This window comes from Maridesulfovibrio ferrireducens, from assembly GCF_900101105.1.
GTDB lineage: Bacteria > Desulfobacterota > Desulfovibrionia > Desulfovibrionales > Desulfovibrionaceae > Maridesulfovibrio > Maridesulfovibrio ferrireducens.
Genome location: NZ_FNGA01000003.1, coordinates 345,569 through 372,056, shown reverse-complemented (window position 1 = coordinate 372,056; position 26,488 = coordinate 345,569). Strand labels below are relative to the sequence as shown.

Here is a 26,488-nt window from a genome sequence, read left to right as displayed (position 1 = left end):
GATTAAAAACTGGAGAGATTAATGCCCGGTCAGCTTCTGTCTAAAATCGATGCACTGAAAGATACCGCCCTTGAACTCCATTCTAAATTGGTTTCAATACCTGCAATCGGCCCGACTAATAACGGCGGAGGAGAAAAGGATAAGGCTGATTTTCTTACTTCCTATCTCAAAGAGCACGGTTTCGGAGAAGTTAAATCTTACAATGCCCCGGACGACAGGGTTGAATGCGGCTACAGACCGAATCTTGTAACGATTCTCCCCGGACAGGACAGATCTAAGACTCTCTGGATTATTTCACACATGGACGTTGTACCGGTCGGTGACTTAAGTCTTTGGGACAATGATCCCTTTACTCTTGTTCAGGACGGCGATGACATCTACGGACGTGGAACAGAAGATAATCACCAAGGCATCGTCAGCTCCATTTTAGCAGCACGCGCTTTAAAAGAATGCGGCATGACTCCGGGTTGCAACGTCGGTCTGATCTTTGTTTCCGACGAAGAAACAGGCAGCGAATACGGTCTCGAATACATGCTTAAAGAGCATGAAAATTTATTTAAAAAGAATGATCTTTTTCTTGTTCCTGATTCCGGCTCTGCGGATTCAAGCATGGTGGAAGTTGCAGAAAAAAGTACCATATGGCTGAAAGTTACAGTTGAAGGTAAGCAGTGTCATGCCTCAACACCTGAACACGGTGTGAACTCACTTGTTGCAGCAGCTGCCCTGATTGTTGAAATTCCTGAACTTCATTTCCACTTTGACGAACAGGATGAACTTTTCTCCCCTCCCTACTCTACTTTTACCCCGACTAAAAAAGAAGCAAACGTCGAAAACATTAATACCATGCCGGGCAAAGATGTTTTCTACATTGATTGCAGAGTGCTCCCTAATTACGACCTTAAAGAAGTTATTGAACAGGTCGAAGGGATGGGAAATTATGTAGCTGAAGAATTCGGTGTAAAGGTTACAGTTGAAATAGACACCAAAAATCAGGCCGCCCCCCAGACCTCAATCGATGCTGAAATTGTTGAAAAAACAATATTCGCAATCAAAGAAATTTACGGTGTGGATGCTAAAGCCTGCGGAATCGGCGGTGGCACTGTTGCCGCTCATCTGCGTGAACGCGGTTATCAGGCCGTTGTATGGTCAACTCTCCTTAATCAGGCTCATCAGCCTAATGAAAAAGGATCTCTGGCTAACACTCTCGGCGACGCAAAAGTTATGGTTCTTCTCCCCTTTTAATAGCATTAAGCAGTAGACACTAGAATGATTAGAAAACAGCCTCCACCGGAAGTATTTGACCTTATAGTCGCAGGAGCCGGGCATGCCGGTTGTGAAGCAGCCATGGCAGCTTCCACTCTCGGCCTGAAAACCCTTTTGCTCACTATCAACGTTGATAGAATCGGGCACCTATCCTGTAATCCGGCTATCGGCGGACTTGCTAAAGGGCATATGGTCAAAGAAATTGATGCCCTCGGTGGATATATGGGGCTGTGGTCAGATAAAGCCGGAATTCAGTTTCGCACCCTGAATACCCGGAAAGGACCAGCCGTACGAGCCAGCCGTGCCCAGATGGACCGCAATGAATATATGCGTGTTGTTCAAAAAGATATTTTTGAGCAGGAAAACCTGTGGGTAAAACAGGACACAGCTGAGACCTTGATCGTTGAAGACGGCAAGGCCGGCGGAATCGTGACTAAAATTGGTGAAAGATTCAGATCCAAAACAGTCATGCTTACCACTGGAACATTTTTGCAGGGACTTATCCATATTGGTCTTGAAAATTTCAGCGGCGGCAGAATGGGCGACCCGGCTTCCGTCGGCATGTCGGCATCACTTAAGAAAATCGGTCTGACACTCGGCAGACTCAAAACGGGAACAACTCCCCGATTGCTCAAAGATTCAATCGATTTTGACATGCTGGAAGCGCAACATGGAGATAATCCTCCAGTTCCGTTCAGCTTTAGAACCGACAAGATCCGTCTTCCGCAGGTTCCCTGCCACATAACTTACACCAACGAACAGACTCACGAGGCAATTCGCAGCGGCTTTGAAAGATCCCCTATGTTCACGGGAGTTATCAAAGGAACCGGAGCCCGCTATTGTCCTTCAATTGAAGATAAAGTTGCCAGATTTCCTGAAAAGGGAAGACATCAGATATTTCTTGAACCGGAAGGACTCGAAAGTCCCGAAGTATATCCAAGCGGTATTCCTACCAGCTTACCTCTGGATGTGCAGAAGAGGATGATCAACTCCATTGTCGGCCTTGAACAGGCTCAGATAGTCAGACCGGGCTATGCAATCGAATACGATTTTGTTCCTCCGACACAGTTACTGCCCACCCTTGAAACAAAGGCTCTGCCCGGACTGTTTCTAGCAGGTCAGATCAACGGAACATCCGGTTACGAAGAAGCTGCAGCGCAGGGAATATGGGCTGCCATCAACGCCTTCTGCTCACTGACAGACCGACCTCCTTTCGTGCTTTCACGGGATCAGGCTTACATCGCAGTGCTGGTTGACGATTTAGTCACTAAGGGAACTCAAGAACCATATCGCATGTTCACCTCCCGTGCAGAATACAGACTTCTCCTGCGGGAAGGGAATGCGGATCAAAGACTCACTGGAATAGGCAGAGAACTAGGCCTTGTGGGTGACGCACAATGGGAAATGTACAGTGCTAAAAAGAAAGGACTTGATGAAGTAATCAAGGGATTAAACTCAATCCGCATAAAACCTGACACGGCGACATGTGAAATCATCAAAAATATAGGCGGAACGGCACCCGGTAAATCTGTGCCCCTTGCGGCTTTGCTTCGTCAGCCCGAGCTGAACATTAACGACATGAAAGGTCTTTGGTCCGACATAGACACTTTCCCGGAAAACATTCTTCTTGAAGCTGAAACTCAAGTTAAATATGAAGGCTACCTTGTCAGACAACAAGAACTGGTGAATAAATTCCGCCAAAAAGAGTCTGTAACAATTCCAAGTGATATAAATTATTCAGAAGTTTCCGGCCTGACAAGAGAAGGTGTTGAAAAACTGACCGAAGTACGTCCCTTAACATTAGGGCAAGCAAGCAGAATTTCAGGAATAACACCGGCAGCAATCTCGTCCATTGAAATCCATCTTAAAAAAATTGGAGCCATCTAAAAAGTTCAATTTTATACTTTGAGATAATCAAAACCTGCGACTTTCCAAAAGATTAAAAAAAAAGTATAAGAGAATGTATAGTTCTAATCTTCTAAAATCTGAAGGCAAAGAATGCAAGCCGCAGTAGATCAGGCATATTTATACAAGGTTCTTCGAGGGTTCGGAGAAACCGGCCTTCCGCAGCAAACAATTAACATGCTCATTGTTATGGGTTTTTGTATGGCCGTGCTTGCCGGAGCAGTACTTTGGTATAATAATCAAGAACTAAAAAAAAGACTGAACCCCGTCCCTCCAAGCTGGATGATTGGCAAAGCCAAAATATCTAAAGTATTTGAGACTGCACTGGTATATCGCTCTAAAATAGAGATCAGCTTCCATTCCTCATCTGAAAAAAGAAAAACTATACCATGCTCAATTTCTGATCTTACTCATGAAATACTGCTGGAAATGCCAACGAGAGAAGGGATTGGAAAATCTTGGATAGGACGTCAAATAGACGGTTTTTTCCATGTTCCCACCAAGCAGGCCGGTTTGGTTATTTTTTACCACTTTACCTCAGTGATCACCGACATCAGTTCAAAAGGTTCTTCGTACACTTATATTCATACTGAATACCCTAAATACCTCGAGCAGACTCAAAAACGAGAATTTTTACGGGTCTCTCCTCCTTCCAGATTTTATGACTATGTAAATATTATCCCCGATTCAACTCAGGGCATGAAGGCCGGACTTAAATTTATTACCACAAGTGGTGAATATTCTCCCGGATTCATGGGTGGAAAAGACTCTAGAACGAACCTTATTGATATTTCCGGAGGCGGAGTATCTTTAGAGGTTACTCACATGAGCTCCAAACGTGCCGCAAACCTGAAATTGAGCAAAGGACAAAGTTTCCTTCTTCTTTTGGGATTGGTAGATACCGGAAACAAAGGAATAGTTCGTTACTTGTTCACAACCCGCATCAGACGTATTTTTATTGACCCGACTCAAGGAAAAGCCCAGATTGGACTTTCATTTGAAAATCAATTTCTCGGATTTGATGACATAACTCAAAAACCCAAATGGGCCACGCTTAAAAATAAAGGCAGCACCGAAATGGATGACTGGTCTTACAACCTGCATTTAGAGTTATATAGAGAAGGTACAGAATAATTGTAACAATTGCATATGATTGTTGACACAGACCCCACATAATAATTACTTACTATATGAAATAGTTCTAAACACTTTAATACTAAATATTTTTAAACTGCAAACAGGAGAATTCACTTGGACGATGGCTCTGAGGGCCGATTATGGGCCAAATTAATTAATCTCTTTAGAAAAACAGACTCACCTCTCGAAGAACATATTCTCGAAGCTCGGGAAGAAGGCGAAATAAAGAGCGAAGTTGTTTCGATGCTACTCAATGTTCTTGAACTCAAAGACACAACTGCAAATGAAATAATGATTCCCCGTACCGATATAATCGGTGCTGAAATAAGCGGGGGACTTGCTGAAGTTGCCGAACAGATAATCGAGCACGGGCATTCCAGAATTCCCGTTTATATGGACACCAAAGATCATATTGTTGGAATTGTTCATGCCAAAGACATTATAGCTCCTCTTTTGGCAGGCCAAACATATGAATCACTGGAAAAAATATTGCGTGATCCTTTTATTGTTTCCGAGAATATACAAATCAAAACCCTGCTGAAAGAATTTCAATCAGGCAGAAACCACATGGCAATTCTGCAGGATGAGTATGGCGGAACATCCGGCTTGATAACCATGGAAGATGTTCTGGAGGAAATCGTCGGCGACATTTCCGACGAACATGATGTTGTGCGCCCCTCGGATTTCTATGAAAGAGAGGATGGCAACTTCATGGTTTCCGGCAGAGTTTCTTTATGTGAAGTCTCTGAAAAATTTGACCTTGATCTGGAATCTGAACACGTGGATTCAATCGGTGGATATCTATCCGAACTAATGGGAAGAATACCGCATATAGGTGAATTCATTGATCTATCTGGATACAGATTCACTGTACATGAAAGTGACGCAAAGCAGATCACTTCCATTCTTGTAGAACCTCCCAAAGGCAGCTAGATGAACTTAGTCCTCCCGATTTTAATTGCTACGATTTGTGCCGGAATCGGCTATGCAAACCCTGCTGTACACTTTCCAGCGGCCGCTTTGGGATTCCCCTTGGCTCTGGGTTTGGTTGCTTTTTCAGCACGCTCGCCGCGCGAAGCTCTTAAAAGAGGATGGATCGTCGGTTCTTTTGCCTGTCTTGCATGCCTGTACTGGCTTGCCTACCCAGTCGGAGTTTACGGCGGAATCTCTTGGTTTCTTGCTGTCCCCTGCCCGATTCTGATGGCTATGGCGGTAGGAGGTTACTATGGACTTTATACGTTCGTATTAAACATTGCCGCCCGCAAGCTACATCCTTTCATGCTTTGCATTTTCAGCGGACTTCTTTGGACAACCATGGAGTTTGCACAGGGATATTTTTTTACAGGCTTTCCGTGGATGACTCTTTCATCCGCATTCTCTTTCTGGCCTGAATCAATTCAAGGTGCAGCTTTTGTAGGAGCATATGGACTTTCCGGCCTTTTAGCCTCCATCACAACAGGCATATTGACGTGGAAAACCTCAAACCTTGCAAAAATCTGGAGTGTTGGCATTTTGACGGCTATTGTCCTACTCGGAGTTCTGAGAACTCAGCCGGAAACATTTTCAACACTCCGCAGCATCGGAAATGCTACAATCGGAGTTGTGCAAGGCAACATTGATCAAGGATCAAAATGGGATTCTAAATACCAGATTGCCACGCTTGATAAATATATAAAACTGAGCAAAAATTTCGCTGTAAAACCTGATTTGATAGTCTGGCCGGAAACAGCAATGCCCTTCCAGATACAAGATCCGAGCGACATGCGTGCAACTCTGTTAAACTTCAGCAAAGATTCCGGCACACCTCTCTTAACAGGGGCACCGGGTTATGTTCTGCACCCGCAGTCCAAATCTTACTCATTATACAACAGAGCTCTCCTCATTGATCCACACAAAACAACCCTTGACTGGTACGAAAAATCACATCTGGTACCCTTCGGAGAGTATGTACCTCTTAAAGAATATTTACCTATTGATAAGTTAGTTCAGGGCATCGGAGATTTTATTCCGGGCAAAGATGCCAGTCCTCTTCAAAGCGGTAACCTTGCTATGGGGATACTCATCTGCTATGAAGGAATCTTCCCGGAACTTGCTCAGGAACGAGTCGAAAAAGGTGCAAACCTGCTGATTAACATCAGTAATGACGCATGGTACGGGAAAACTTCCGCACCGTTTCAACACCTCGGACTGGTCTCACTCAGAGCAGTGGAACAGGGACGTTATCTGATTAGAGGCACTAACACCGGAATTTCCGCGTGCATTGATCCACTCGGCAACATATCTGATTCAACCGGATTATTTGTTGATGCAGCTATTTTGACAACCCCCGAACTGATGACAGGAATGACCTTTTTCAGTTCCAACTATGAATTAATGACATACGGCCCGTTATTTCTGACATTATTGTTCGTCATATGGATAGCAATTGCCCACCTCGTATCAGGCAATAAAAGAAAATACTAAAAGGATTATACAGAAAAACAATGCTTCAATTTTCGGATTTAAAATCCAAAGCAGCAAACTGCAACAAAAAATTTATCAGCCTCTGGGGGCGACTTTGACCACGCTCAATGTAAAGAGCGCCTCGAAGAAATAGAACACGACCTGAGCAAGCCCGGAGCTTGGGACAAGCCGGATGAGCTTACCCCTGTTCTCAGAGAAAAAAGCATACTTGAAGAAAAAGTAGCCTCCTACGAAGCACTTTCTTCGACCAAAAGCGATGTGAAAGAATGGCTGATTCTTGCCGCAGAAGATCAGGATCAGGAAATTCTGGAAACCCTTTCAGAGATTCTCACAAAGCTTTCTAATCTAATTGAGCAAACTGAACTTGCGACTCTTCTCTCCAACCCTGAAGATAAAAGCACCGCCATCTTGGAAATTCATCCGGGAGCAGGCGGAGTTGAAGCTCAGGACTGGGCAGAAATGCTTCTTAGAATGTACATGCGATGGTGCGAAAAAAGAAATTGGCAAGCCAGTTATCTTGATCTGCAACCAGGTGATGAAGCCGGTATTAAGAGTGTAACTATTCAAGTCAAAGGACTTTACGCTTACGGTTTTATGAAAGGAGAAGCCGGAATTCACAGACTTATCCGCATATCTCCGTATGATGCATCAGGTAGAAGACATACCTCATTTGCCTCTGTCGATGTTTATCCTGAAATATCTCACGATATTGAAATAGAAGTTAAAGATGATGATATCCGTCTGGACGTATTCCGCGCAAGCGGTCCCGGCGGGCAGCACGTCAACAAAACAAATTCAGCGGTGCGTATTACACATCTGCCGACAAATATTGTTGTGCAATGCCAGAATGAAAAATCTCAGCTCAAGAATAAAGAAACGGCGATGAAAGTTTTAAAATCCCGTCTTTACGAGCAAGAGCTGAAAAGACAGGAAGAAAGTAAAAAAGCCGACTACTCCTCCAAAGATTCAATTGCGTGGGGAAGTCAGATTAAAACATATACCCTACAGCCTTACAGACTGGTTAAGGACCATCGTTGCGGCGCAGAAGACGGAAATGTTGACGCGGTTCTTGACGGTGAACTTGATGATTTGGTCAGAAACTACCTGCTTCATGCATACGGCGGATAAAATGAACGCTGAATATATTGCTGAGAATGAAGCCTATCTGCTGGATGAACTCCTTTCAGTAAGAGAACGCTTCTGCGATGAAAAAAATGTTTGCTTCGGTAAAAACTGTTTGGATGGTCTTGCCATTCTCAGACTCTGCCCCGGCATGACTCTCAGTGCGTGGAAAATTCTTGCAGAACGTCACGGTCTCAACGACTGGATGACAATTCCACTTGAAGAGAACATTACGCCGCACCTTAAACACGTCCAAAGTGTATTGCAGACACTTTCTTACAAAACCGAACACGACCCCCTGACAGGACTGTCAAACCGAAGAGCGTTTGAAAGAACTCTCGATCAGGAAATTGAGCGCTCAAGAAGAAACAAAACCTCTGTCAGCCTCGCCATACTGGACCTTGATAACTTCAAAGCTGTCAACGATACATATGGGCATCTTAAAGGGGATGAAGTTCTGATAGACCTTGCAGACATGATATCCAACAGTTCTCGCAGGTATGACCTTGTCGCCAGAATCGGCGGAGAGGAATTTGCAATTATTCTTTCCGGGGCCGGACAATTTAAAGCTGAACAATTACTTGAGCGCCTTCTTGAAAAAACAAGAACACTGACGTTTAAAAAGCCGCACGGCAAAGAGACTTTTTCTATAACCTGTTCTATCGGATTAGCCACTTACAAGGGGTTGATAGATATACAAATGCACGACTTCATTGAAAAGGCAGATAAATCTCTATATGAGGCTAAAAATACTGGTAAAAACCGTATTTGCACCGCAAAAATATTAGATTTTGAATCAGTAACAAGGGAAACTCTTGTTCATGCCAACGAAAAGAAATTTTTATTCACGGGAAAATAAAGGGGCGGAATTAATAATGATCAACGCGAATAAAACACTTAGCCTGGCAGTAATGAGCGGAAAAGGCGGAGTCGGAAAAACGAACCTTTCCCTGAATTTATCGTATGCTCTTAATGCCGGTGGAAACAGCCTGCTCCTTATGGATTGCGATCTCGGTCTGGCCAACCTTGATGTTCTTTTAGGAATTTCTCCCGAAAGCAACATGCAGGATCTTCTTATCAGCGGAACCAAACCTTCAGACATCGTCATTCCCATTGAAGAAGGTAAAAAATTTGATATTCTGCCTGCGGCATCCGGTGTCCCTGAGCTTGTTGAAATGGATGAAGATATGCAGGAAATGCTTTTCAGCAAAATTTCTAAACTGGTAGGACGTTACCAGTATTTAGTCATGGACCTTGGAGCTGGGATTAACAGCACAGTTCTTTCTTTTGCAACAATAGCTCAAATGAGATTTGTTGTGATAACACCTGAACCCACCTCTCTGACTGACAGTTACGCTCTGATCAAAGTTCTTCATACTCGGCATAATGTCAGTGATTTCAATATAATAGTAAATCAGGCAACAACTTCCAAGGAAGCTAAAGAGACTTTTGACAGACTGAATATGGCCTGTGAAAAATTTCTTAATATTAAGTTGAAAAATATAGGCTTTGTGCGCTATGATCCTGCGGTAACTGAAGCAGTTAGACGACAAATACCCTTTCTTAAATATGCTCCGAAATCCGAGGCAAGCCGCGATATTCTAAATATCGCTGTTAAGATTCAAAAGATTAGGATGGAGAATATGGGTAAATTAGGTGATAGACCTGTTATTAAAAAATTTCCGGATCTATCCACCTAATAAAACACTTGACGAAAAGGACAACTTTTCGGCATAGTTGTGTTAATAATATTTAAAACTGCTTGTCACACTCAACACGACTTGGGAGAGGACAATGAACAAAAGCGAACTGATCAAGAATCTTGCTGAAGAAAAAGGACTCCATGTAGACGAGTCTTCCGAAATTGTTGATGCATTTGTCGATGCCATAAAAGAAGCTCTTGTCCGTGGTGACAGAGTTGAAATTAGAGGTTTCGGCAGTTTCAAAATGAAAGAATACCAAGGCTATACCGGCAGAAATCCGAAAACCGGTTCTGTTGTTAGTGTAACCCCTAAAAAATTACCGTTCTTCCGTCCAGGTAAAGAGCTTAAAGAATTTTTGAACGGTTAATGCGCCTATACATATTTATTCTTTTCATCCTTGCCGGCATTGGACTTCCGTTTCAAGCTCATGCCGGCAAGGATGTGGCATTATCTATTGTATACACTGCCAACACCTTCGGGACAGTTAACCCCTGTCCTACATGAGGCGGAAAAACACTTGGAGGACTGGCCCGGCGGGCTGGTTATTTTCTAGATCTTCGAGACTCTAAAAGTCCCGAGAGTTTTTTTGTTGGCGGAGCGTTCGAATTTTTACCTACATCCGGCGAATCAGTCCCTGCTCTTAAAAGAGATGCTCTCTCTAAATCGTTCCAGTTTATGGATTATGATTTAGGGATTCTCAGTCCTGCTGAAGCAGATTTTTTAAAGGATTCGCCAAACGGAATTCCTGAAAACTGGATCAACTGCAACAAAGCTTCTGTCAAAATTATCCCTTTAGCTCACGGCAAAAAAGCCGGGTTCATAATATTGCCTTACCTTGAAAAAGGATCTAAAGGTTTATCTCAAGAGTTAATTGCTGAATTAACAGAACTTTTTAAGAAGTTTAAAAACAAGACAGATATCCTGATCGGAATTAGTTCCTGGGGATATTTTAAAGAGAAAACACTTCTTGCTTCACCAGTTTTTGCAGAAGCTCCCCTCGATATTCTTCTTGGAAGTGGGGACGGACCGGGAATGACCGGAGCTGTTGATGACAACGGCAAAACTTTATGGGTCCGCAGCTACCCAACCGGAAAAGCCGTCAATAGGATTGATATTTTTCAGTGGCCGTCCCGGGATGCTGATTTCAAATGGACTTCAGGACAGAATATTCGATGGTTTCTACAAAGCCTACGTAAAAATATTCGTCAAGAACCAACTGTGCTGAAGATCATTGAAGGCATTTCAGACGATAAATAGGTTGACCTTCAGGAGGCAAAAATGACTTTCCAAGGAGCATTCACTGCTCTGGTTACTCCGTTCAAGGACGGAGCAATTGATCAGGATGCGTATCGTGAACTGATCGAATGGCAGATTGAACAAGGCATCGACGGTTTAGTTCCATGCGGAACAACCGGCGAAGCGGCAACTATGACTCACGAAGAACAGGGTGAGGCTATAAGAATCTGTGTCGAGCAGGCCAAGGGACGTGTCCCGGTCATCGCTGGCGCGGGTTCTAACAATACTAAAGAAGCCGTATACCTTACAGACCTTGCTAAAAAAGCAGGAGCTGATGCCACCCTCCAGATCACTCCTTATTACAATAAACCGACCCCGCAGGGACTCCTTGAACACTTCAAGGCTCTTTCTAAAGAAGCGTCTATGCCCTTCTTTCTTTACAATGTGCCGGGAAGAACTGGTCTTAATGCCCAGCCCGAAACAATTGCAAGAATAGCAAGAGAAGTTCCCGATGTTATCGGTGTAAAAGAAGCTACAGGCAACCTCGAACAATGTTCAAATCTTATTGAACAATGCCCCGAAGGTTTCATAGTTTTCTCAGGTGATGACTTTACAGTACTTCCGTTACTTTCCATCGGCGGACATGGTGCGATTTCAGTAGTATCAAACATCGCTCCAAAGCTGATGAGTGAAATGTGTGCGGCATACCGCGCAGGAAATACCGCAAAAGCAAAGGAAATTCATTATAAACTACAGCCTCTTAACAGAGCTATGTTTATTGAAACTAATCCTATTCCCGTTAAAACATCCCTTGGCATGATGGGTAAGCTCGAAACTTCATTCAGACTTCCCATTGTTCCACTGCTTCCTGAAAACGAATTGAAGCTGAAAAATATTCTGAAAGAAAATGGAATAATCTAAAAGCTTACAAATAAGTTTTACCACAAAAAAAAAGCCCCCGAATCGAGATATTCTCAATTCGGGGGCTTTTTTAATAAACTTTTTGTCTTCGGATAAATACCTATTCACCCAAATTTTCATTAAACCAGTTTTCAAACATTTCCATAGCCCGTTTAGCGTAAAGCTCTTTACGCACTCTTTTGGGTGCCCGCTTATTAAGTGCCGGCATTAAACCGAACTGAACGTTTGAAGGTTGAAAATTCTTCTTATGTTCACGCAGATGACCAAGCAATGCGCCCATTGAAGTTTCAGCAGGAGGAGCAGGAAGAGTTCGCCCTTTTGCCTGTTGAGCTAAGAAAAGGCCTACCCACAGCCCACAAGCCGCGGATTCCAGATACCCTTCTACACCTGTGATCTGCCCGGCAAGATGAATGCGCGAATCAGCTTTCAAAGCTAGATTTTCGTCAAGGACATCCGGCGCGTTTACATATGTATTGCGGTGAATACTTCCAAGCCTTAAAAACTCCACATTTTCAAGACCGGGAATCATTCTGAAAATTCTTTTCTGTTCAGGATATTTTAACTTGGTCTGGAAACCGACCATATTAAATGAAGTCTTTTCTTTATTTTCAGCCCGCAGCTGCACAACGGCATAGGCCATTTCTTCGTTACGGGGATCAATCAACCCGACAGGCTTAAGCGGTCCGAAAGTTAACGTCTGATCTCCGCGATCAGCCATTTCTTCGATTGGCAAACATCCTTCGAAATGAATTTCTTTTTCAAACTCACGCGGAACAACTCTTTCCCCCTGCTTAAGTTCAGCAAGAAAAGCAGCATACTGCTCCTCAGTCATGGGGCAATTCAAATAGTCGTCATCTTCAGGCTTGTATCGTGAACCGAAAAACGCAATATCCATATTAACTGAATCTTTGCTGACTATCGGTGCAATCGCGTCGTAAAAATAAAGACGCCCACCACCAATCTTTGCAATTAAACTTTCAGTTAATGCTTCGGAAGCCAAAGGGCCCGCTGAAACTACAATTTTAGAAAAATCCGCAAGTTCAGGATCATCAAGTGAAGTGATTTCTTTGCGGACAATTGTAATAAGCTCTTCTGCTTCCAAAGCTTCCGTAACCAAATTTGAAAAGATATCACGGTCTACTGCAACAGCAGAGCCCGCAGGAACTCTGGACTGCATAGCAGCCTTCATGACCACTGAGTCTAAAGACTCCATCTCTTTTTTAAGTACGCCGACAGCAGTGCTTAGATCTCCCGAGCGGAGCGAATTAGAACAAACCAGCTCTGCCAGTCCAGGAATATGATGAGCTTCGGAATAACGATCCGGCTTCATTTCAAAAAGAACAACGGGAATTTCCGCCTTTGCAAGTTGCATTGCACACTCACACCCGGCCAAACCGCCACCGATAACTGCTATTTTTTCCACGTAGCCTACTCCAAAGTCGATTGAATTTTTTAGATATCTCAATTAGTACTATGCTAGTAAATAAATTTCACAAGCATACGGACTAGATCTGACTTATGACTGCACCAATTTTAAAAATCAAGAATTTAACAACATCTTTTGCAACTCCTAACGGAATCATCAGGGCTGTGGATAATGCCAGTCTTGAGTTAGGGCAAGGAGAAACTTTAGCAGTCGTAGGTGAGTCCGGCTGCGGCAAAACGGTTCTATCCCTATCCATAATGGGTCTTATACCAGATCCTCCGGGAAGAATCACTGAAGGACAGGTCGTTTATCAAAATCAGGATTTAGTCCAGATGACTGATAAACAGATGCAAAAGATTCGTGGAAATCATCTTTCCATGATTTTTCAGGAACCCATGACTTCGCTCAACCCGGTTTTTAAGATCGGCGATCAAATCGGCGAAACGCTTAGGCTCCACAAAGGACTTGATCAGCACGAAGCAGAACAAGCCGCCATAGAAGCCCTTATCCTTGTGGGCATTCCCAATCCTCAGAAACGAGTTAACAGCTTTCCACATGAGCTGAGCGGTGGAATGAGGCAGCGTGTAATGATTGCTATGGCTCTTGCCTGTAATCCTGAAATACTCATTGCAGATGAACCAACCACAGCTTTAGACGTGACAATTCAGGCACAGATACTGCGGCTGCTTGATGACATGAAAAAGAAAATGAACGGCTCGATAATGCTCATCACTCATGATCTGGGAGTTGTTGCCAGAGTCGCCTCACGCGTTGCGGTCATGTACGCGGGACAACTTGTCGAGTGCTCAAACATTTATGACTTATTCAAAGAACCGCTGCATCCTTATACTCAAGGCTTACTTGCATCAGTACCTATACTTGGCAGCCGTTTGGAACTCACGCCGATTCCGGGTAATGTTCCAGCCCTGAATAATCTGCCCGAAGGGTGCAGATTTCATCCCAGATGTAAATTTGCCTTTGATAAATGTAAACAACAAGAACCACAGTTGATTAGTAAAGAAGGAAGAGAAATTCGCTGCTGGCTGCATGCGTAATTTTTTTATGGTAAAAAAATGACAACTAATATTCTTGAAATAAAAAATATCAAACGACACTACCCGGTCAGCAGTGGGATTCTTTCGTTATCAAAAGCGACCATCAAAGCCGTCAATGATATATCTCTGGAAGTAAGAAACGGCGAAACGCTCGGCCTTGTAGGAGAATCAGGGTGCGGTAAATCAACACTTGCACGGCTACTCACCGGACTGGAGTCTCCAGACTCAGGCACAATATTTTTCAAAGGAAAAGCTTTTAAAGATTGGGATTCTTCGAAAATCGGCACCATGATGCAGATGGTTTTTCAAGACCCGTACTCTTCGCTTAATCCGCGACAGAAAGTCGGGAATATCATTTCGGAAGGAATGAGAATCAACAAAACCGGCACACGTCTGGAAATTTCTAAACGAGTTGAAGAGTTACTTGTTCAGGTTGGAATGCGCCCGGAACATGCCAAAAGATATCCTCATGAATTTTCAGGAGGACAAAGACAGCGTATTGCGATAGCACGAGCGATTGCAATGAATCCAGACCTCATAATCTGTGATGAACCGGTTTCCGCGCTAGATGTTTCAGTGCAGGCACAGGTGCTTAATTTACTCAAAAAAATTCAAACAGAATTTGCTCTAAGCTACGTTTTTATTTCACATGACTTATCGGTAGTGAGTCATATAAGCGACCGCGTAGCAGTGATGTATCTGGGCAAACTCATGGAGATTTCCCCTACCGAAGAACTTTACCACAATCCACTTCATCCATATACTCAGATACTACTTGAAGCGGTTCCAATTCCGGACCCGACCATTCAAACGGCTGATGTTTCAATTCCGGGCGATATGCCCAGCCCAATATCTCCGCCTCCGGGTTGTCCTTTTCACCCACGCTGCCCGAAGGCTATGGATATATGCAAAGAAACTCCGCCCATGCGTAAAGAAATAAAAAAAGACCATACAGTCTTCTGCCACCTATACTAAAAGAAAAGGAGCTCAACATGATATCCAGAGATGATGCTTTTGAACTGCTGAAAAACAATACCCCTGAAGAGAATCTCATTCATCACGCACTTGAATCTGAAGCTGTGCTTAAAGCTCTTGCTGAAAAACTTGGTAAAAATCAGGATAAATGGGCTCTTACAGGTCTTCTGCATGACCTTGATTACAGCAAAACATGCAACGTTCCTGAGAATCACGGACTGGTTTCAGCCAAAATACTTGAAGAACACCTGCCTCAGGATTCGATCAAAGCGATTAGAGCACACAATTCAGAACTAAACGGGGTAAAGCCGGATACTGATCTTGATTTTGCACTGCGCTGCGGAGAAACCGTCACAGGTCTCATACACGCCAACGCTCTTATACGCCCTGAAGGCATGAAAGGCATGACACCGAAAAGCCTCAAAAAGAAAATGAAAGCAAAGGCTTTTGCTGCAAGTGTAAATCGGGATATTATAAACGAATGCGAACATATCGGTCTTGATTTGGGAGAATTTTTTACAATTTCAATTGCTGCAATTGAAAAAATTGCTCCAGAAGTAGGGCTTGAATAAATCACATCAAAAATAGACTCACGAAAAAAGGGGAAGCTTTTAAGCTTCCCCTTTTTATATGTTATCGAAATAGTAAAAAACTATTCACTTGATTCTTCCTTTTTTCTTTCAACATCTTCATCAAAAGAAGAAATTTTCCACGGAAACGATTTCCTTGCAGTCATAACGGCAAAATTTTCAACTTCTTTTGCCCACTGGCGATATTCTTCAAGCACACGTTCTCCAAGCGGTGTCAGACTGCATCCGCCACGACCTCTGGTTTTAAGTACCAGTGAGTCTCCAAGAACTTCTTCCGTGTTTTTAATCCTTCCCCACGCAGCTCTATACGACATACCAAGTGCTTTTGACGCCTTGTTAAGTGATCCCAACTCTTCAATTTTTTCAAGGAGCTGAGCTCGTCCTAGGCCGAAAAGCATACCTTCGTCCGTTTCCAGCCAAAGGTTAAGCCTGACTCTAGGGCAAAATTCATCATCACCGGACATGTCTTTTCCTCCTAAAAAATTACAATTCATAGCCATTTAGTTTTTTTTAACATAAAGTGTGACGACTGAAAACAACCCCTTGCTTTTCCTAAAACTATAACTAAGTTTAATCTCTTGGCAAAATTAAAACATCGTCTACAAATTTAAGATAGATAATTAAAATGCATATTTATATTAATATTGCACGACGACGGAGCTTCTTTACTTGATGGAAATGAACACCACGAACATGACCCACTCTCCATATAAAACTATATGGAGCCTCTCATGGCCTCAAATCTTGATGATGATTTTTCATCTGATGATCGGACTTGTTGATGTGTGGGTTGCCGGTAAGCTTGGCCGCGAAATTCAAGCTTCAATGGGCATGGTCAGCCAATCACTATTCTTTTTTCTCGTCATCGGCATGGCTGTCGCGAACGGTTCTGTTGCAGCAATCAGCCAGTCCATCGGAGCAGGGCTTCTGCTCAGAGCCAAACGGTATGTCGGACTTTGCTTTCAACTCGGCGCAGTACTCGGGTCGATAATTTTTCTTATCGGTTTTCCATTTAGAAATGGAATGTTGAGCATTCTACGAGTCCCTGAAGAAATGCGCTATGTTATGGAATATTTTATAGAAATATTTCTATACCTGCTTCCTCTTTACTACCTTCTCATCATCACAAACGCAATTTTCAGAGCACAAAAGCAGGTTTTTCTACCACTCTACAGCATGATCATTGTAACGGTCCTTAATACAATTTTAGACCTTGGACTCGGCCTTGGAATGTGGGGCTTTCCTGATCTGGGATATAAAGGTATTGCTCTGGCAACCTTCTACTCAGTTTCAGCCGGAGCAGTCTTTAATCTCTTTCTGCTCTATAAATCAGGCTCGCTTCGTAGAAAATCATTTGCCCCGTATAGATGGGTTCGCAACGCTTTCCCTTATTTGCTGAAAGTTGCATGGCCCAGCGGACTTATGCAGCTTGTCTGGCATTCCGGATATCTGGTTCTTTATTCAATTACAGCCAGTCTGCCCTTTGAAAATGTTGTAGCCCTTGCGGGAATGACTGCCGGAATTAAAATTGAGTCTATTCTTTTCCTTCCCGCGTTTGCTTTTAACATGACCGCCTCAATTATCATCGGACATTACCTCGGTGACGGCAAACCCGAAGAAGCTAAAAAATTCGGTTATCGCATACTCTTTCTGGCAATAGCCTTTTTGAGCCTTACTGCTCTGGGATTATGGCAGTTCATCAGACCCATAACGGCAATCATTGCGCCTGAAATGGTTGTTCTTGATGAAGCTGTAAACTATCTGTTCTTTAATATGCTGGCCATCCCGTTCACTCTCACCTCCATGATTATGGCGGGAGCACTTAACGGAGCAGGTGCGACTCTCTACAACCTCTTTATTTTTACTTTTACAATATGGGGATTCAGACTGCCGCTTGCATACTATCTCGGACATGAAGTCTTTCATTCAGCAACCGGGATCTGGATAGCTATGCTGCTTTCGCAAATTGTTCAGGCCTCAATAATGTTTTATGCTTTCTCATGCCTTAACTGGCAGAAATTCAGTATGACTAGTAATAAGAAAAGGAATAATCATGAATAAACAATTCAGCCCGATAACTCTCTGTTGCCAAGATAAATTTGATAAAGTTTTAAAGACATGCGGTCAGCTCACATCAGATTATACTTTCGCAAATATTTGGGGATGGACAGATTACTACGGCCTTGAGCTTAACTGCTCAGACAACCTTGTGTGGGTAAGACAGACCAAGCCGGACCTTATACATTGGGCTCCTATCGGCGATTGGGAAAGTATCAATTGGGAAAAGTGTGAGATGATGAACACACCCGGAACCAGATTTACCCGCATCCCTGAAAAACTAGCTTTACAACTGCAAGACATCTTCGGAGACAAACTTATACTGGAAGAGAATCGTGATCACTTCGACTATGTTTATTCAGTCGAAGAATTAATAGAACTTCGTGGCAAAAAATTTCACAAAAAAAAGAACCTGTTTCATCAATTTATCAAAAAATATGACTTCGAATATAGAGAAATTACCCCTGACTGCGTAGAAGAAGTGCTTGAAATGCAATTTGACTGGTACCGCTGGCAAGAAGAAAACAATAATTCAGCAGCACTTGTTGCGGAAAATGAAGCCATTTCAAAAGTACTTAAAGAGATGGACACCATTACACATCTCACAGGCGGAACTCTGCGCATTGACGGGCGCATAATAGCCTACACAATAGCTGAACCACTGGGTAAAGATACAATTGTAATTCATTTTGAAAAAGGAAACACCTATTTTAAAGGTGTATATCAGGCGATCAACCAGATGTTCCTTGAAAACTCTGCAAGTAATAAAAAATTTGTAAACCGTGAACAGGATCTTGGCGAACCGGGTCTGCGAAAAGCTAAACTTTCATACAACCCTGTTGATTTTATGAAAAAATATGAAATCACTGTCCGCTAGTTTTTTCAGGTAATTTAAATGATTCTGACATCGACAAAACGCAAAAGGTTCGTAGTTCTCGGACTTGACGGACTTCCTGCGTCTCTTGCTGTTAAAATGGCCGCAAGATTACCTAATCTTAATAGAATTGCGGGTAAAAACAAACCACTGACTGCTGAAACACCGGAACTATCTCCTGTAAACTGGACTTCTTTTTTCACAGCAGCCGGGCCTGAAACACATGGAGTTTACGGCTTTACGAAATTAGATAGAAGTTCTTACACGCTATCCATAAACAATTTCGACAACGTTTATGGATCTACTCTTTTCGACCGCATAGGAGAAAAAGGGCTAGTCAGCAAAGTGATTAACCTTCCAAACACCTACCCTGCGCGCCCGTTAAGAGGAATGCTCATTTCCGGTTTTGTAGCGGATTCACTTGAAAAAGCTGTTTACCCGCCGTTTCTATTAGCACCGCTTAAAAAGTCAGGATTTATCTTAGAGGCAGACACAAGCAAGGGTTTAATGGACCCGCAGTATCTGATAGATCAAGTGAGCAAAACACTCGAATGCCGACTTAACGCATTCGAAATGCTCTGGAATGACCTTGCGTGGGATCTGTTTGTAATAGTCTTTACAGAAACGGACAGACTCTTTCATTTCCTCTACCCTGCGTTTGAAGACACTAATCACCCTTTGCACAATGTTTGTATGAATTTCATGATTAAATGGGACGCAGCAATCGGACGGGTTCTTGATAAGTTTGATGCTCTTCCCGGCGATAAAAAGCTCATCTCTTTTGCCGACCACGGATTCACATCTCTTGAAACCGAGGTTGACCTCAATGCGTTCCTCATTCAAAAGGGACTTCTAAGCCTTAAGCACATTCCGTCTGACCAATGGGATTCAACCGCCATCAGTGATGAGAGTAAAGCTTTTGCACTTGATCCCGGCAGAATTTATATCCATACAGCTGAGAGATTCGACAGAGGGCAAGTGAGCAAAGACGAGATTCAATCCATAACTGAAACTATCGCTTTTGATCTTATGGAATTGAAGTTTAACGGTCAGCAGGTTATGGAATCAGTTCAAACAACCGCTGAACTTTACGGCGAAACAGCAATCGGCAATCCACCGGATTTAATTTGCACAGCAAAGCCCGGATTTGACCTTAAAGCTAAATTCGACCGTAAAGACATTTTCGGATTCTTCGGAAGAACCGGTACTCACACCCGCGAGGATGCTTTTTTTTACAGCTCAGACGGAGAACAAGCCGACCTAATGCGCGACACAGGTAAGATGATCCTAAACTGGTTCAATATTTCCCCTCTGAAAAATTAGCCTAACCAGTACAATATATCTTGCCACTTTTCTTTAATACCCCCTTCCCCCTAATAGGGTTTCCAAAGGGGATTATCCCCTTTGGTGAGGGTGCAGGGGGCAAAGCCTCATGCCCGTCGGAGACAAAAAAATGATCGATTTCAAAAAAGAACTGAATCCAGCGCAATATGAAGCCGCCACAAACCCTCAAGGCCCGGTACTTGTTATCGCCGGAGCAGGCAGCGGAAAGACCAGAACGATTGTCTACAGACTTGCATGGCTTGTCGAACAAGGCATCCCTCCTGAATCAATCCTGCTGATGACCTTCACCCGCAAAGCAGCACAGGAAATGCTGACCAGAACGGAACAAATTCTGGGTAGACCTCTGCATGGAACCAATGGCGGAACTTTTCACTCATTTGCTTTTTCTATTCTGCGACAGAACAGTGCGGAGATAGGCTTTCCAAACGGCTTTACACTCATGGACCGTGGCGACTGCGAAGATGTCATACGGGAAGTTAAAAGCAATTTCGGATTCGGCCAGAAAGATCGTTCTTATCCTAAAAAAGCCACTCTGCTGGATATGGTGACCAAATCCAGAAACAAAGAAGTCTCCATAGATTTCCTGCTCAATTCTGAAGCATTTCACCTCGCTTGCTACGGACAGGAGATGGAACAGATTTCAGACGGCTATGCCATCTATAAAAAACAGCACGGCTTGATGGATTATGACGATCTCCTTTTTTATCTTGAAGAACTGCTTTCAAAAGATGAATTCCTCAGAAATTCATTACGCAGCCGCTTCCAATATATCATGGTGGACGAATATCAGGACACCAACCTTGTGCAGGCTCGTATTGTACAACATCTGGCCGGTAAAAACGGTAATATAATGGCTGTCGGCGATGATGCGCAGTCTATCTATTCTTTCAGAGGCGCTGATGTCACCAACATCCTGAAATTTCCTGAAATTTTTAATGACGTAAAAATAGTTCGCCTTGAACAAAATTACCGTTCAACGCAACCGATACTCGATATTACCAATGCAATTCTGGACGGTGCTGCAAATAAATTTGATAAGAAGCTATTCACTGAAAAAACATGGGGCAAAAAGCCACAGTTGATGATTCCGCTAAGTGACTTCAGCCAGTCTACAAGAATTCTGGACCGTATTATCGAATTACAGAAAAGACACGGTCCCGAAGAGGTCGCTGTTCTTTTCAGAGCGGGATATCAGAGTTACGGGCTGGAAGTTGCCCTCAAAAGATTAGGCGTAGGTTATAAAAAATATGGCGGTCTTAAATTTAATGAAGCCGCACATATTAAAGATGTTCTATCCTTTTTGCGTCTTGTTTCTAATCCTGCTGATATTATTGCTTGGCAACGCTGCCTGGGACACATCAAAGGGGTCGGTCCTAAAACAGCTCAAAAAATTGCGAACACCGTCATTTCCGGTGATATAAACGCTATCAACAAATACACTCAAAAATATTCCCTGCTTAAAGATATTCTTGCTGATATCGACGGATTGCGAGAAAAAAGATCATCCCCAGCAACTTCCCTTGAAGTTGTTATTCCTCTTTATACACCGATACTTGTTGCAACTTATCCTGACGACTACCCCAGACGTGAAGCGGGACTTGATCAGCTTTTACAAATTGCAAACAACTACACCGATCTCGATAGTTTTCTTGCTGACATGTGCCTCGATCCTGATCAGCACCGTGAAGAGGCTGCACAGGAAAATGTTCTTACGCTTTCAACCATTCACTCGGCAAAAGGGCTTGAATGGAACGCTGTAATCATTATCGATCTGGTGGAAGACAGATTTCCTTCCCGCAAATCAATGCACAAACCTCTTGAATATGAAGAGGAACGCAGACTGCTGTACGTTGCCTGCACCCGCGCGAAAGAAGAACTTATTCTTTCGGCTCCGGCATCACTTTACCGTAAAAACTCTGATTTCAACGAACCAGCGGTCCCGAGTCCTTTTATACGGGAACTGGATAATTACTTATTTGACGAATTGCATGAATCTTATTCCGGCGGAATGAATAAACAGCAGATTGCGGCTGTGCCATCTTTTGACACAACTCCCCGTAATGCGGATTCTACTCCAAACAAAAAAAACAGTTCCGCACAGAAATTAGGACATTGCACACATAAGATTTTCGGACGCGGTAAAATAATCGATAAAGTTGATCCCAATAAACTTAAAATTAATTTCCCGGGATTCGGGGTTAAAGTAATCGTAGAAGACTTCGTTGAGCTATTGTAGGTAAAAAAATGAAAAATTTAAACTCCGAACAAGACTTTCTAGCACTCATAGACACCTACTTTCCGTCCATAAACGGGCACGTAACTTTAGGCAGAGGCGACGACTGCTCCATTTTACGGACAAACGAAGAACTCTGTATAAGTAAGGATCTTTTTCTTGAAGATGTACATTTCCGACGCTCATACTTTTCACCCGCAGATATCGGATACAAATCGCTTGCCGTAAACATCAGTGACATTGCAGCAATGGGCGGGGTTCCAAAAGGTTTTGCCCTTGGCCTTATCGTTCCGCCGGAACTGGATGAAAGTTACTGGGATTCACTCCTGAAAGAAATGGCTGAACTTGCAAACCGACACGGACTTATCCTTGCCGGAGGGGACTTGTGCAAAGGTGCCTCGCTTGGCATATCCGTAACGGTCTGGGGTGAACCATTTCAGAACCCGAAACAAAATTCAGGCTCTAAAGGTAAATTTTTAACCCGTGGCAATGCCAAACCGGGCGACATACTTTTCATACACGGCTCATTAGGGCTTGCGCGCACCGGTATGCTTATGCTGGAAAAAGATGAACCGTCTGAGTGCAAGACTTACCCAGCGAGCGTACAGGCTCATTTACGGCCTCAAATACGAATAGAAACAGGTAACGCTCTTTCGACATTCCCCTCCGTAACAGGACTGATGGATTTATCTGACGGTCTGGCACGGGATCTGCCACGTTTTATTAATTGCTGCGAAACAGCATTCGGAGCTGAAATATCTTTATCCGAAGCTCTTCTTCACAGCGAAGTTATACGATTTGCCGAAACAAACGGAATTTTACCCGAAGAGCACGCTTTTCAAGGCGGTGAAGATTACGCTCTTTTCGGAGCCGCTTCCGCTGATGGATTTGATGAGCTGATGAATACAGTAAAAGGAATTGTCCCAATCGGAGTGCTTACTGATAGACCTGAAATTTTACTCAACGGCAAAAAGTATTCAGAAAAAGGATTTGATCATTTTTCAGGTTAGTTGCAAGATTTGAAATTGGGGATTCTTAAACAACTTTTTTCAAAAAGGGATTTAAGCCACCGGAAACTCTTAAGGAGAGAAAATGGATACTGATCTAAAAATAATAGGCTATATAAAGTCAGAATTCACCAAAAGAGAAGATACACCTAAACAAGGCGATGAAGGTGGCGTTGAAGCTGTCCTTCACATCAAAGAAGAATTTTCCGAAGCTATGGACGGACTGAAACCGGGCATGGAAATTTTATTGCTTTCATGGCTGCATGAAGGCGATCGAAGCTATTTGAGAGTACATCCGCGAGGAAACAAAGCAACCCCTATGCGGGGAGTTTTCTCTACTCGCTCCCCTGACCGTCCAAATCCGATAGGACTGCATCCTGTCACCATAAAAAGCGTAAATGGACTTGAAATCAGAGTTTATCCGCTTGAAGCCATAGACGGAACGCCTCTTCTGGATATCAAGAACGCATAAGAAGCTGTCGAAAAAAGCACGCAAAAAAAAGGAAGAGAAATTTTCACTACTCTTCCCACGGGGTCGTCAATAAAGACTGACCCCGCGTGGGGAATATTTCAGCGATAAAATAACCGCTAAAACCAACCTACTATAATTTAGCGGGGACGATAAGTAATTCTACCGCGAGTCAAATCGTATGGAGAAAGTTCAACTGTAACTTTATCGCCGGGCATTACTCTAATACGGAATTTGCGCATTTTTCCAGAAATATGAGCCAAGACTACGTGGCCGTTTTCAAGCTCAACTCTGAACATAGCATTAGGGAGAGCTTCCTCAACGGTTCCATTAACTGCAATTCCTTCTTCTTTTGCCAAAATAATTTCTCGATTTTTTAAATTTAAATTAGAAAAGCCTACTAACGCTTAAGCGACAGCAGGCTTTATTTTTGATATTCCCGATGATCGGAAATTTTGTAACAAGACTGTCTTCAGGTATAATTTTGAATTGATGAAACTAAAAAATCTCACCAGCCCAAAGGGGCTTTATACCAAAACGGAACGAATTACCAGCGTTTTGGACGCTCCTCCCGTGGGCGGGCCTCATTTACTTTAAGATTACGTCCACCAAAATCGTTTCCATCAAGTGATTCTATTGCCTGCAAAGCACCCTGATCATCCATTTCAACAAAACCGAACCCACGCGGGCGTCCTGTTTCGCGATCTGTTATCAAGTTGACAGAAATAACTTCACCAAACTCTTCAAAAGCTGATTTAACGGCTTCTTCGGAAGCACTCCAAGGAAGATTACCCACGTAAATGTTTTTAGACATTTCTCAAAACTCCATAAAACGTTGCATCTTTTAACACTAGACCAGACAGCCGTTCCCGATTAAATTTGCTCGATCCGACCCTTAGATTTTGGCTTTGGAACCTACCAAGCCATGAAATCAATTCAACTAAATACCTATAAAAACGATCTATGATATTACGCTGATATCTGGCGTCCTAATTAGCCCCTTATAATCTTCTACAAAAAAAAGCAATAGCCCGCACAAAAAAGATGAACACGTCATCCTTTCCATGCAGGCTATATATAGATAGACTTAAATAACTAAGCTATTTTTTTGAGCCAGCTCATCATCTTACGAAGATCAGTACCTACTGTTTCAACCTGATGCTCTGCGTTAATGCGACGCATTGCATTGAAATGAGCTTTTCCAGACATATTTTCAACAATAAACTCTTTAGCAAATTCACCCTGCTGAATTTCTGTGAGAATTTTCTTCATTTCTTTACGGCTTTCAGCGTTAATAACTCTAGGTCCGCGAGTTAAATCACCGTATTCAGCGGTATCACTGATTGAATAGCGCATGTTAGAAAGACCTCCTTCATAAATAAGGTCAACGGTCAATTTCAGTTCATGCAAACATTCGAAGTATGCCATTTCAGGCTGATAACCAGCTTCAACCAAAGTTTCAAAACCAGCCTTGATAAGCTCACTTACACCACCGCAAAGAACAGCCTGCTCACCGAAAAGGTCAGTTTCAGTTTCTTCACGGAAGTTTGTTTCAATAACACCTGAGCGAGTTGCACCGATACCTTTTGCATAAGCAAGAGCGATATCAAGAGCTTTGCCAGAAACATTCTGATGAACTGCAACCAAAGAAGGAACAGCTCCACCTTCAGTGAAAGTACGACGAACGAGGTGACCTGGTCCCTTTGGAGCGATCATGATTACATCATTATCTGCATTAGGAACAATCTGGTCAAAGTGAATATTGAAACCATGACCGAAAGCAAGAATATCACCGGACTTGAGGTTCGGAAGAATATCATTTGTATAAACTGCTGCCTGAACCTGATCAGGTAGAAGAATCATAATTAAGTCGGCTGCGGCTGTGGCTTCTGCTGCGCTTACAGGCTCAAAACCGTGTTCTTTAGCGAGGTCATAGTTACGTCCTCCGGGACGCTGACCGACAACAACCTTAACACCTGAATCACGTAGATTCTGAGCGTGAGCATGGCCCTGGCTACCATAACCGATGATGGCTACAGTTTTGTCTTTCAAAAGTCCTAAATCTGCATCATTTTCGTAATAAACTTTCATTGAATTCTCCTGATTTTCACTTTCAATCGGACACGAAACCATAACAGTTTCCCGGCAGATTTAATCACACGATTAGAATCTGTCAGAGATCTTTTCTATGCCGAAATATTGATTGAAATTTAATTATACTTGCAAAGCACGCTTCATTGCGACCGTACCGGTACGGGCAACTTCCTTAATACCAAATCTGGATAGCAGATTAATCAATGCATCGATTTTACCGTGATCTCCGGTAACCTCAAGCGTCAGCTCGTCCACGCTGACATCAACAACTTTACATCTGAATATATCTACTATTCGAAGAATTTCAGCCCGTTTAGCATCTTCAGCATTAACCTTAAGCAGAACCATTTCTCTCTCAACAGATTTAAGCTCTGTGAGATCGACAACTTTAATAACCGTAACGAGCTTTCTCAGCTGTTTAACGATTTGTTCAATGATCTGCTCATCACCTACAGTGGTTATGGTCATCAGCGAAACGCCTTCTTCCAGAGTAGGCGCAACGTTAAGGGATTCAATATTGAATCCGCGTCCGCTGAACAATCCTACAACTCTGGAAAGAACTCCGGGTTCATTTTCAACCATGACGGACAGAGTATGTCTCATTATTCTATCC

Annotated in this window: 26 protein-coding genes; 20 read left to right on the top strand and 6 right to left on the bottom strand. The window is 43.0% G+C overall.

The genetic code is table 11. The annotated features are described in order from the left end of the window. Window positions 1-21 precede the first annotated feature (21 nt). From BLT41_RS10960 to dapA, 11 genes are all read left to right on the top strand, one after another. Window positions 22-1,242: a M20 family metallo-hydrolase gene (locus tag BLT41_RS10960; protein WP_092161067.1), complete on the top strand. Its 1,221-nt coding sequence runs from the start codon at window positions 22-24 to the stop codon at window positions 1,240-1,242. Between the two features lie 24 nt (window positions 1,243-1,266). Beyond that, window positions 1,267-3,150, top strand: coding sequence for a tRNA uridine-5-carboxymethylaminomethyl(34) synthesis enzyme MnmG (gene mnmG / locus BLT41_RS10955; RefSeq protein WP_092161065.1), 1,884 nt, complete (start codon window positions 1,267-1,269; stop codon window positions 3,148-3,150). Window positions 3,151-3,261: 111 nt separating this feature from the next. Further along, on the top strand, window positions 3,262-4,302 hold the full coding sequence (locus tag BLT41_RS10950) for a PilZ domain-containing protein (RefSeq protein WP_092161063.1): 1,041 nt from the start codon (window positions 3,262-3,264) through the stop codon (window positions 4,300-4,302). Window positions 4,303-4,419: 117 nt separating this feature from the next. Continuing rightward, window positions 4,420-5,238 (top strand): hemolysin family protein, encoded by an 819-nt coding sequence (locus BLT41_RS10945; RefSeq protein WP_092161061.1) that lies wholly within the window; start codon window positions 4,420-4,422, stop codon window positions 5,236-5,238. Further along, window positions 5,239-6,768, top strand: coding sequence for an apolipoprotein N-acyltransferase (lnt, locus tag BLT41_RS10940; RefSeq protein ID WP_092161059.1), 1,530 nt, complete (start codon window positions 5,239-5,241; stop codon window positions 6,766-6,768). A gap of 20 nt (window positions 6,769-6,788) precedes the next feature. After that, a protein-coding gene (prfB, locus tag BLT41_RS10935; RefSeq protein WP_211477661.1) for a peptide chain release factor 2 occupies window positions 6,789-7,896 on the top strand; the annotation gives its coding sequence in 2 pieces (ribosomal slippage) (window positions 6,789-6,863 and window positions 6,865-7,896; 1,107 coding nt in all). Between the two features lies 1 nt (window position 7,897). Further along, on the top strand, window positions 7,898-8,749 hold the full coding sequence (locus tag BLT41_RS10930) for a GGDEF domain-containing protein (RefSeq protein WP_092161057.1): 852 nt from the start codon (window positions 7,898-7,900) through the stop codon (window positions 8,747-8,749). Window positions 8,750-8,765: 16 nt separating this feature from the next. Continuing rightward, window positions 8,766-9,590 carry a MinD/ParA family protein gene (locus tag BLT41_RS10925; protein WP_092161055.1) on the top strand — a complete coding sequence of 275 codons (825 nt, stop codon included), beginning with the start codon at window positions 8,766-8,768 and terminating at the stop codon, window positions 9,588-9,590. Window positions 9,591-9,684: 94 nt separating this feature from the next. Next, on the top strand, window positions 9,685-9,960 hold the full coding sequence (locus tag BLT41_RS10920) for an HU family DNA-binding protein (protein WP_031483609.1): 276 nt from the start codon (window positions 9,685-9,687) through the stop codon (window positions 9,958-9,960). After that, window positions 9,960-10,850 carry a UshA-like (seleno)protein family 2 gene (locus tag BLT41_RS10915; RefSeq protein ID WP_420705249.1) on the top strand — a complete coding sequence of 297 codons (891 nt, stop codon included), beginning with the start codon at window positions 9,960-9,962 and terminating at the stop codon, window positions 10,848-10,850. The genes BLT41_RS10920 and BLT41_RS10915 overlap by 1 nt, the downstream gene beginning before the upstream one ends. 21 nt (window positions 10,851-10,871) lie before the next feature. After that, window positions 10,872-11,750, top strand: coding sequence for a 4-hydroxy-tetrahydrodipicolinate synthase (gene dapA / locus BLT41_RS10910; RefSeq protein ID WP_092161051.1), 879 nt, complete (start codon window positions 10,872-10,874; stop codon window positions 11,748-11,750). A 100-nt stretch (window positions 11,751-11,850) separates the two neighbouring features. Here dapA and trmFO read toward each other — a convergent pair whose 3' ends face one another. Beyond that, on the bottom strand, window positions 11,851-13,173 hold the full coding sequence (trmFO, locus tag BLT41_RS10905; protein ID WP_092161049.1) for a methylenetetrahydrofolate--tRNA-(uracil(54)-C(5))-methyltransferase (FADH(2)-oxidizing) TrmFO: 1,323 nt from the start codon (window positions 13,171-13,173) through the stop codon (window positions 11,851-11,853). Window positions 13,174-13,268: 95 nt separating this feature from the next. Between trmFO and BLT41_RS10900 the strand changes: the two genes are divergently transcribed. From BLT41_RS10900 to BLT41_RS10890, 3 genes are read left to right on the top strand one after another with little or no spacing between them, the layout of a single operon-like run. Further along, a complete protein-coding gene (locus BLT41_RS10900; protein ID WP_092161047.1) occupies window positions 13,269-14,231 on the top strand; it encodes an ABC transporter ATP-binding protein in 963 nt (320 codons plus the stop codon). Between the two features lie 18 nt (window positions 14,232-14,249). Then, complete coding sequence (locus BLT41_RS10895) at window positions 14,250-15,206, top strand: ABC transporter ATP-binding protein (RefSeq protein WP_092161045.1); 957 nt, start codon at window positions 14,250-14,252, stop codon at window positions 15,204-15,206. A 17-nt stretch (window positions 15,207-15,223) separates the two neighbouring features. Next, window positions 15,224-15,778, top strand: coding sequence for an HDIG domain-containing metalloprotein (locus BLT41_RS10890; protein ID WP_092161044.1), 555 nt, complete (start codon window positions 15,224-15,226; stop codon window positions 15,776-15,778). A gap of 80 nt (window positions 15,779-15,858) precedes the next feature. Here the strand turns inward: BLT41_RS10890 and BLT41_RS10885 are convergent, their stop codons facing one another. Next, entirely contained in the window at window positions 15,859-16,260 is a 402-nt protein-coding gene (locus tag BLT41_RS10885) for a winged helix-turn-helix domain-containing protein (RefSeq protein ID WP_092161042.1), read from the bottom strand. Between the two features lie 208 nt (window positions 16,261-16,468). On the opposite strand from BLT41_RS10885, the gene BLT41_RS10880 reads away from it, so the two are divergent. The 6 genes from BLT41_RS10880 to tsaA all read left to right on the top strand — a co-directional run bounded on the left by BLT41_RS10880 (window position 16,469) and on the right by tsaA (window position 23,784). Continuing rightward, a complete protein-coding gene (locus BLT41_RS10880; protein ID WP_092161040.1) occupies window positions 16,469-17,857 on the top strand; it encodes an MATE family efflux transporter in 1,389 nt (462 codons plus the stop codon). Continuing rightward, window positions 17,850-18,731, top strand: coding sequence for a DUF2156 domain-containing protein (locus tag BLT41_RS10875; RefSeq protein WP_092161038.1), 882 nt, complete (start codon window positions 17,850-17,852; stop codon window positions 18,729-18,731). The genes BLT41_RS10880 and BLT41_RS10875 overlap by 8 nt, the downstream gene beginning before the upstream one ends. Before the next feature lie 18 nt (window positions 18,732-18,749). Continuing rightward, entirely contained in the window at window positions 18,750-20,051 is a 1,302-nt protein-coding gene (locus BLT41_RS10870; protein ID WP_092161036.1) for an alkaline phosphatase family protein, read from the top strand. Window positions 20,052-20,181: 130 nt separating this feature from the next. Continuing rightward, window positions 20,182-22,308, top strand: coding sequence for an ATP-dependent helicase (locus BLT41_RS10865; RefSeq protein WP_092161634.1), 2,127 nt, complete (start codon window positions 20,182-20,184; stop codon window positions 22,306-22,308). An 8-nt stretch (window positions 22,309-22,316) separates the two neighbouring features. Next, a complete protein-coding gene (thiL, locus tag BLT41_RS10860; RefSeq protein WP_092161034.1) occupies window positions 22,317-23,315 on the top strand; it encodes a thiamine-phosphate kinase in 999 nt (332 codons plus the stop codon). Between the two features lie 82 nt (window positions 23,316-23,397). Continuing rightward, complete coding sequence (gene tsaA / locus BLT41_RS10855) at window positions 23,398-23,784, top strand: tRNA (N6-threonylcarbamoyladenosine(37)-N6)-methyltransferase TrmO (RefSeq protein ID WP_092161032.1); 387 nt, start codon at window positions 23,398-23,400, stop codon at window positions 23,782-23,784. Between the two features lie 137 nt (window positions 23,785-23,921). Here tsaA and infA read toward each other — a convergent pair whose 3' ends face one another. The 4 genes from infA to ilvN all read right to left on the bottom strand — a co-directional run bounded on the left by infA (window position 23,922) and on the right by ilvN (window position 26,478). After that, window positions 23,922-24,140 (bottom strand): translation initiation factor IF-1, encoded by a 219-nt coding sequence (gene infA / locus BLT41_RS10850; protein ID WP_015337399.1) that lies wholly within the window; start codon window positions 24,138-24,140, stop codon window positions 23,922-23,924. A 188-nt stretch (window positions 24,141-24,328) separates the two neighbouring features. After that, complete coding sequence (locus BLT41_RS10845; protein WP_092161031.1) at window positions 24,329-24,595, bottom strand: RNA recognition motif domain-containing protein; 267 nt, start codon at window positions 24,593-24,595, stop codon at window positions 24,329-24,331. 281 nt (window positions 24,596-24,876) lie between these two features. Further along, the gene (gene ilvC, locus BLT41_RS10840) at window positions 24,877-25,872 is read right to left on the bottom strand and encodes a ketol-acid reductoisomerase (RefSeq protein ID WP_092161029.1); all 996 of its coding nucleotides are present in this window, start codon (window positions 25,870-25,872) and stop codon (window positions 24,877-24,879) included. 123 nt (window positions 25,873-25,995) lie between these two features. Beyond that, window positions 25,996-26,478: an acetolactate synthase small subunit gene (ilvN, locus tag BLT41_RS10835; RefSeq protein WP_092161028.1), complete on the bottom strand. Its 483-nt coding sequence runs from the start codon at window positions 26,476-26,478 to the stop codon at window positions 25,996-25,998. Window positions 26,479-26,488: the final 10 nt, after the last annotated feature.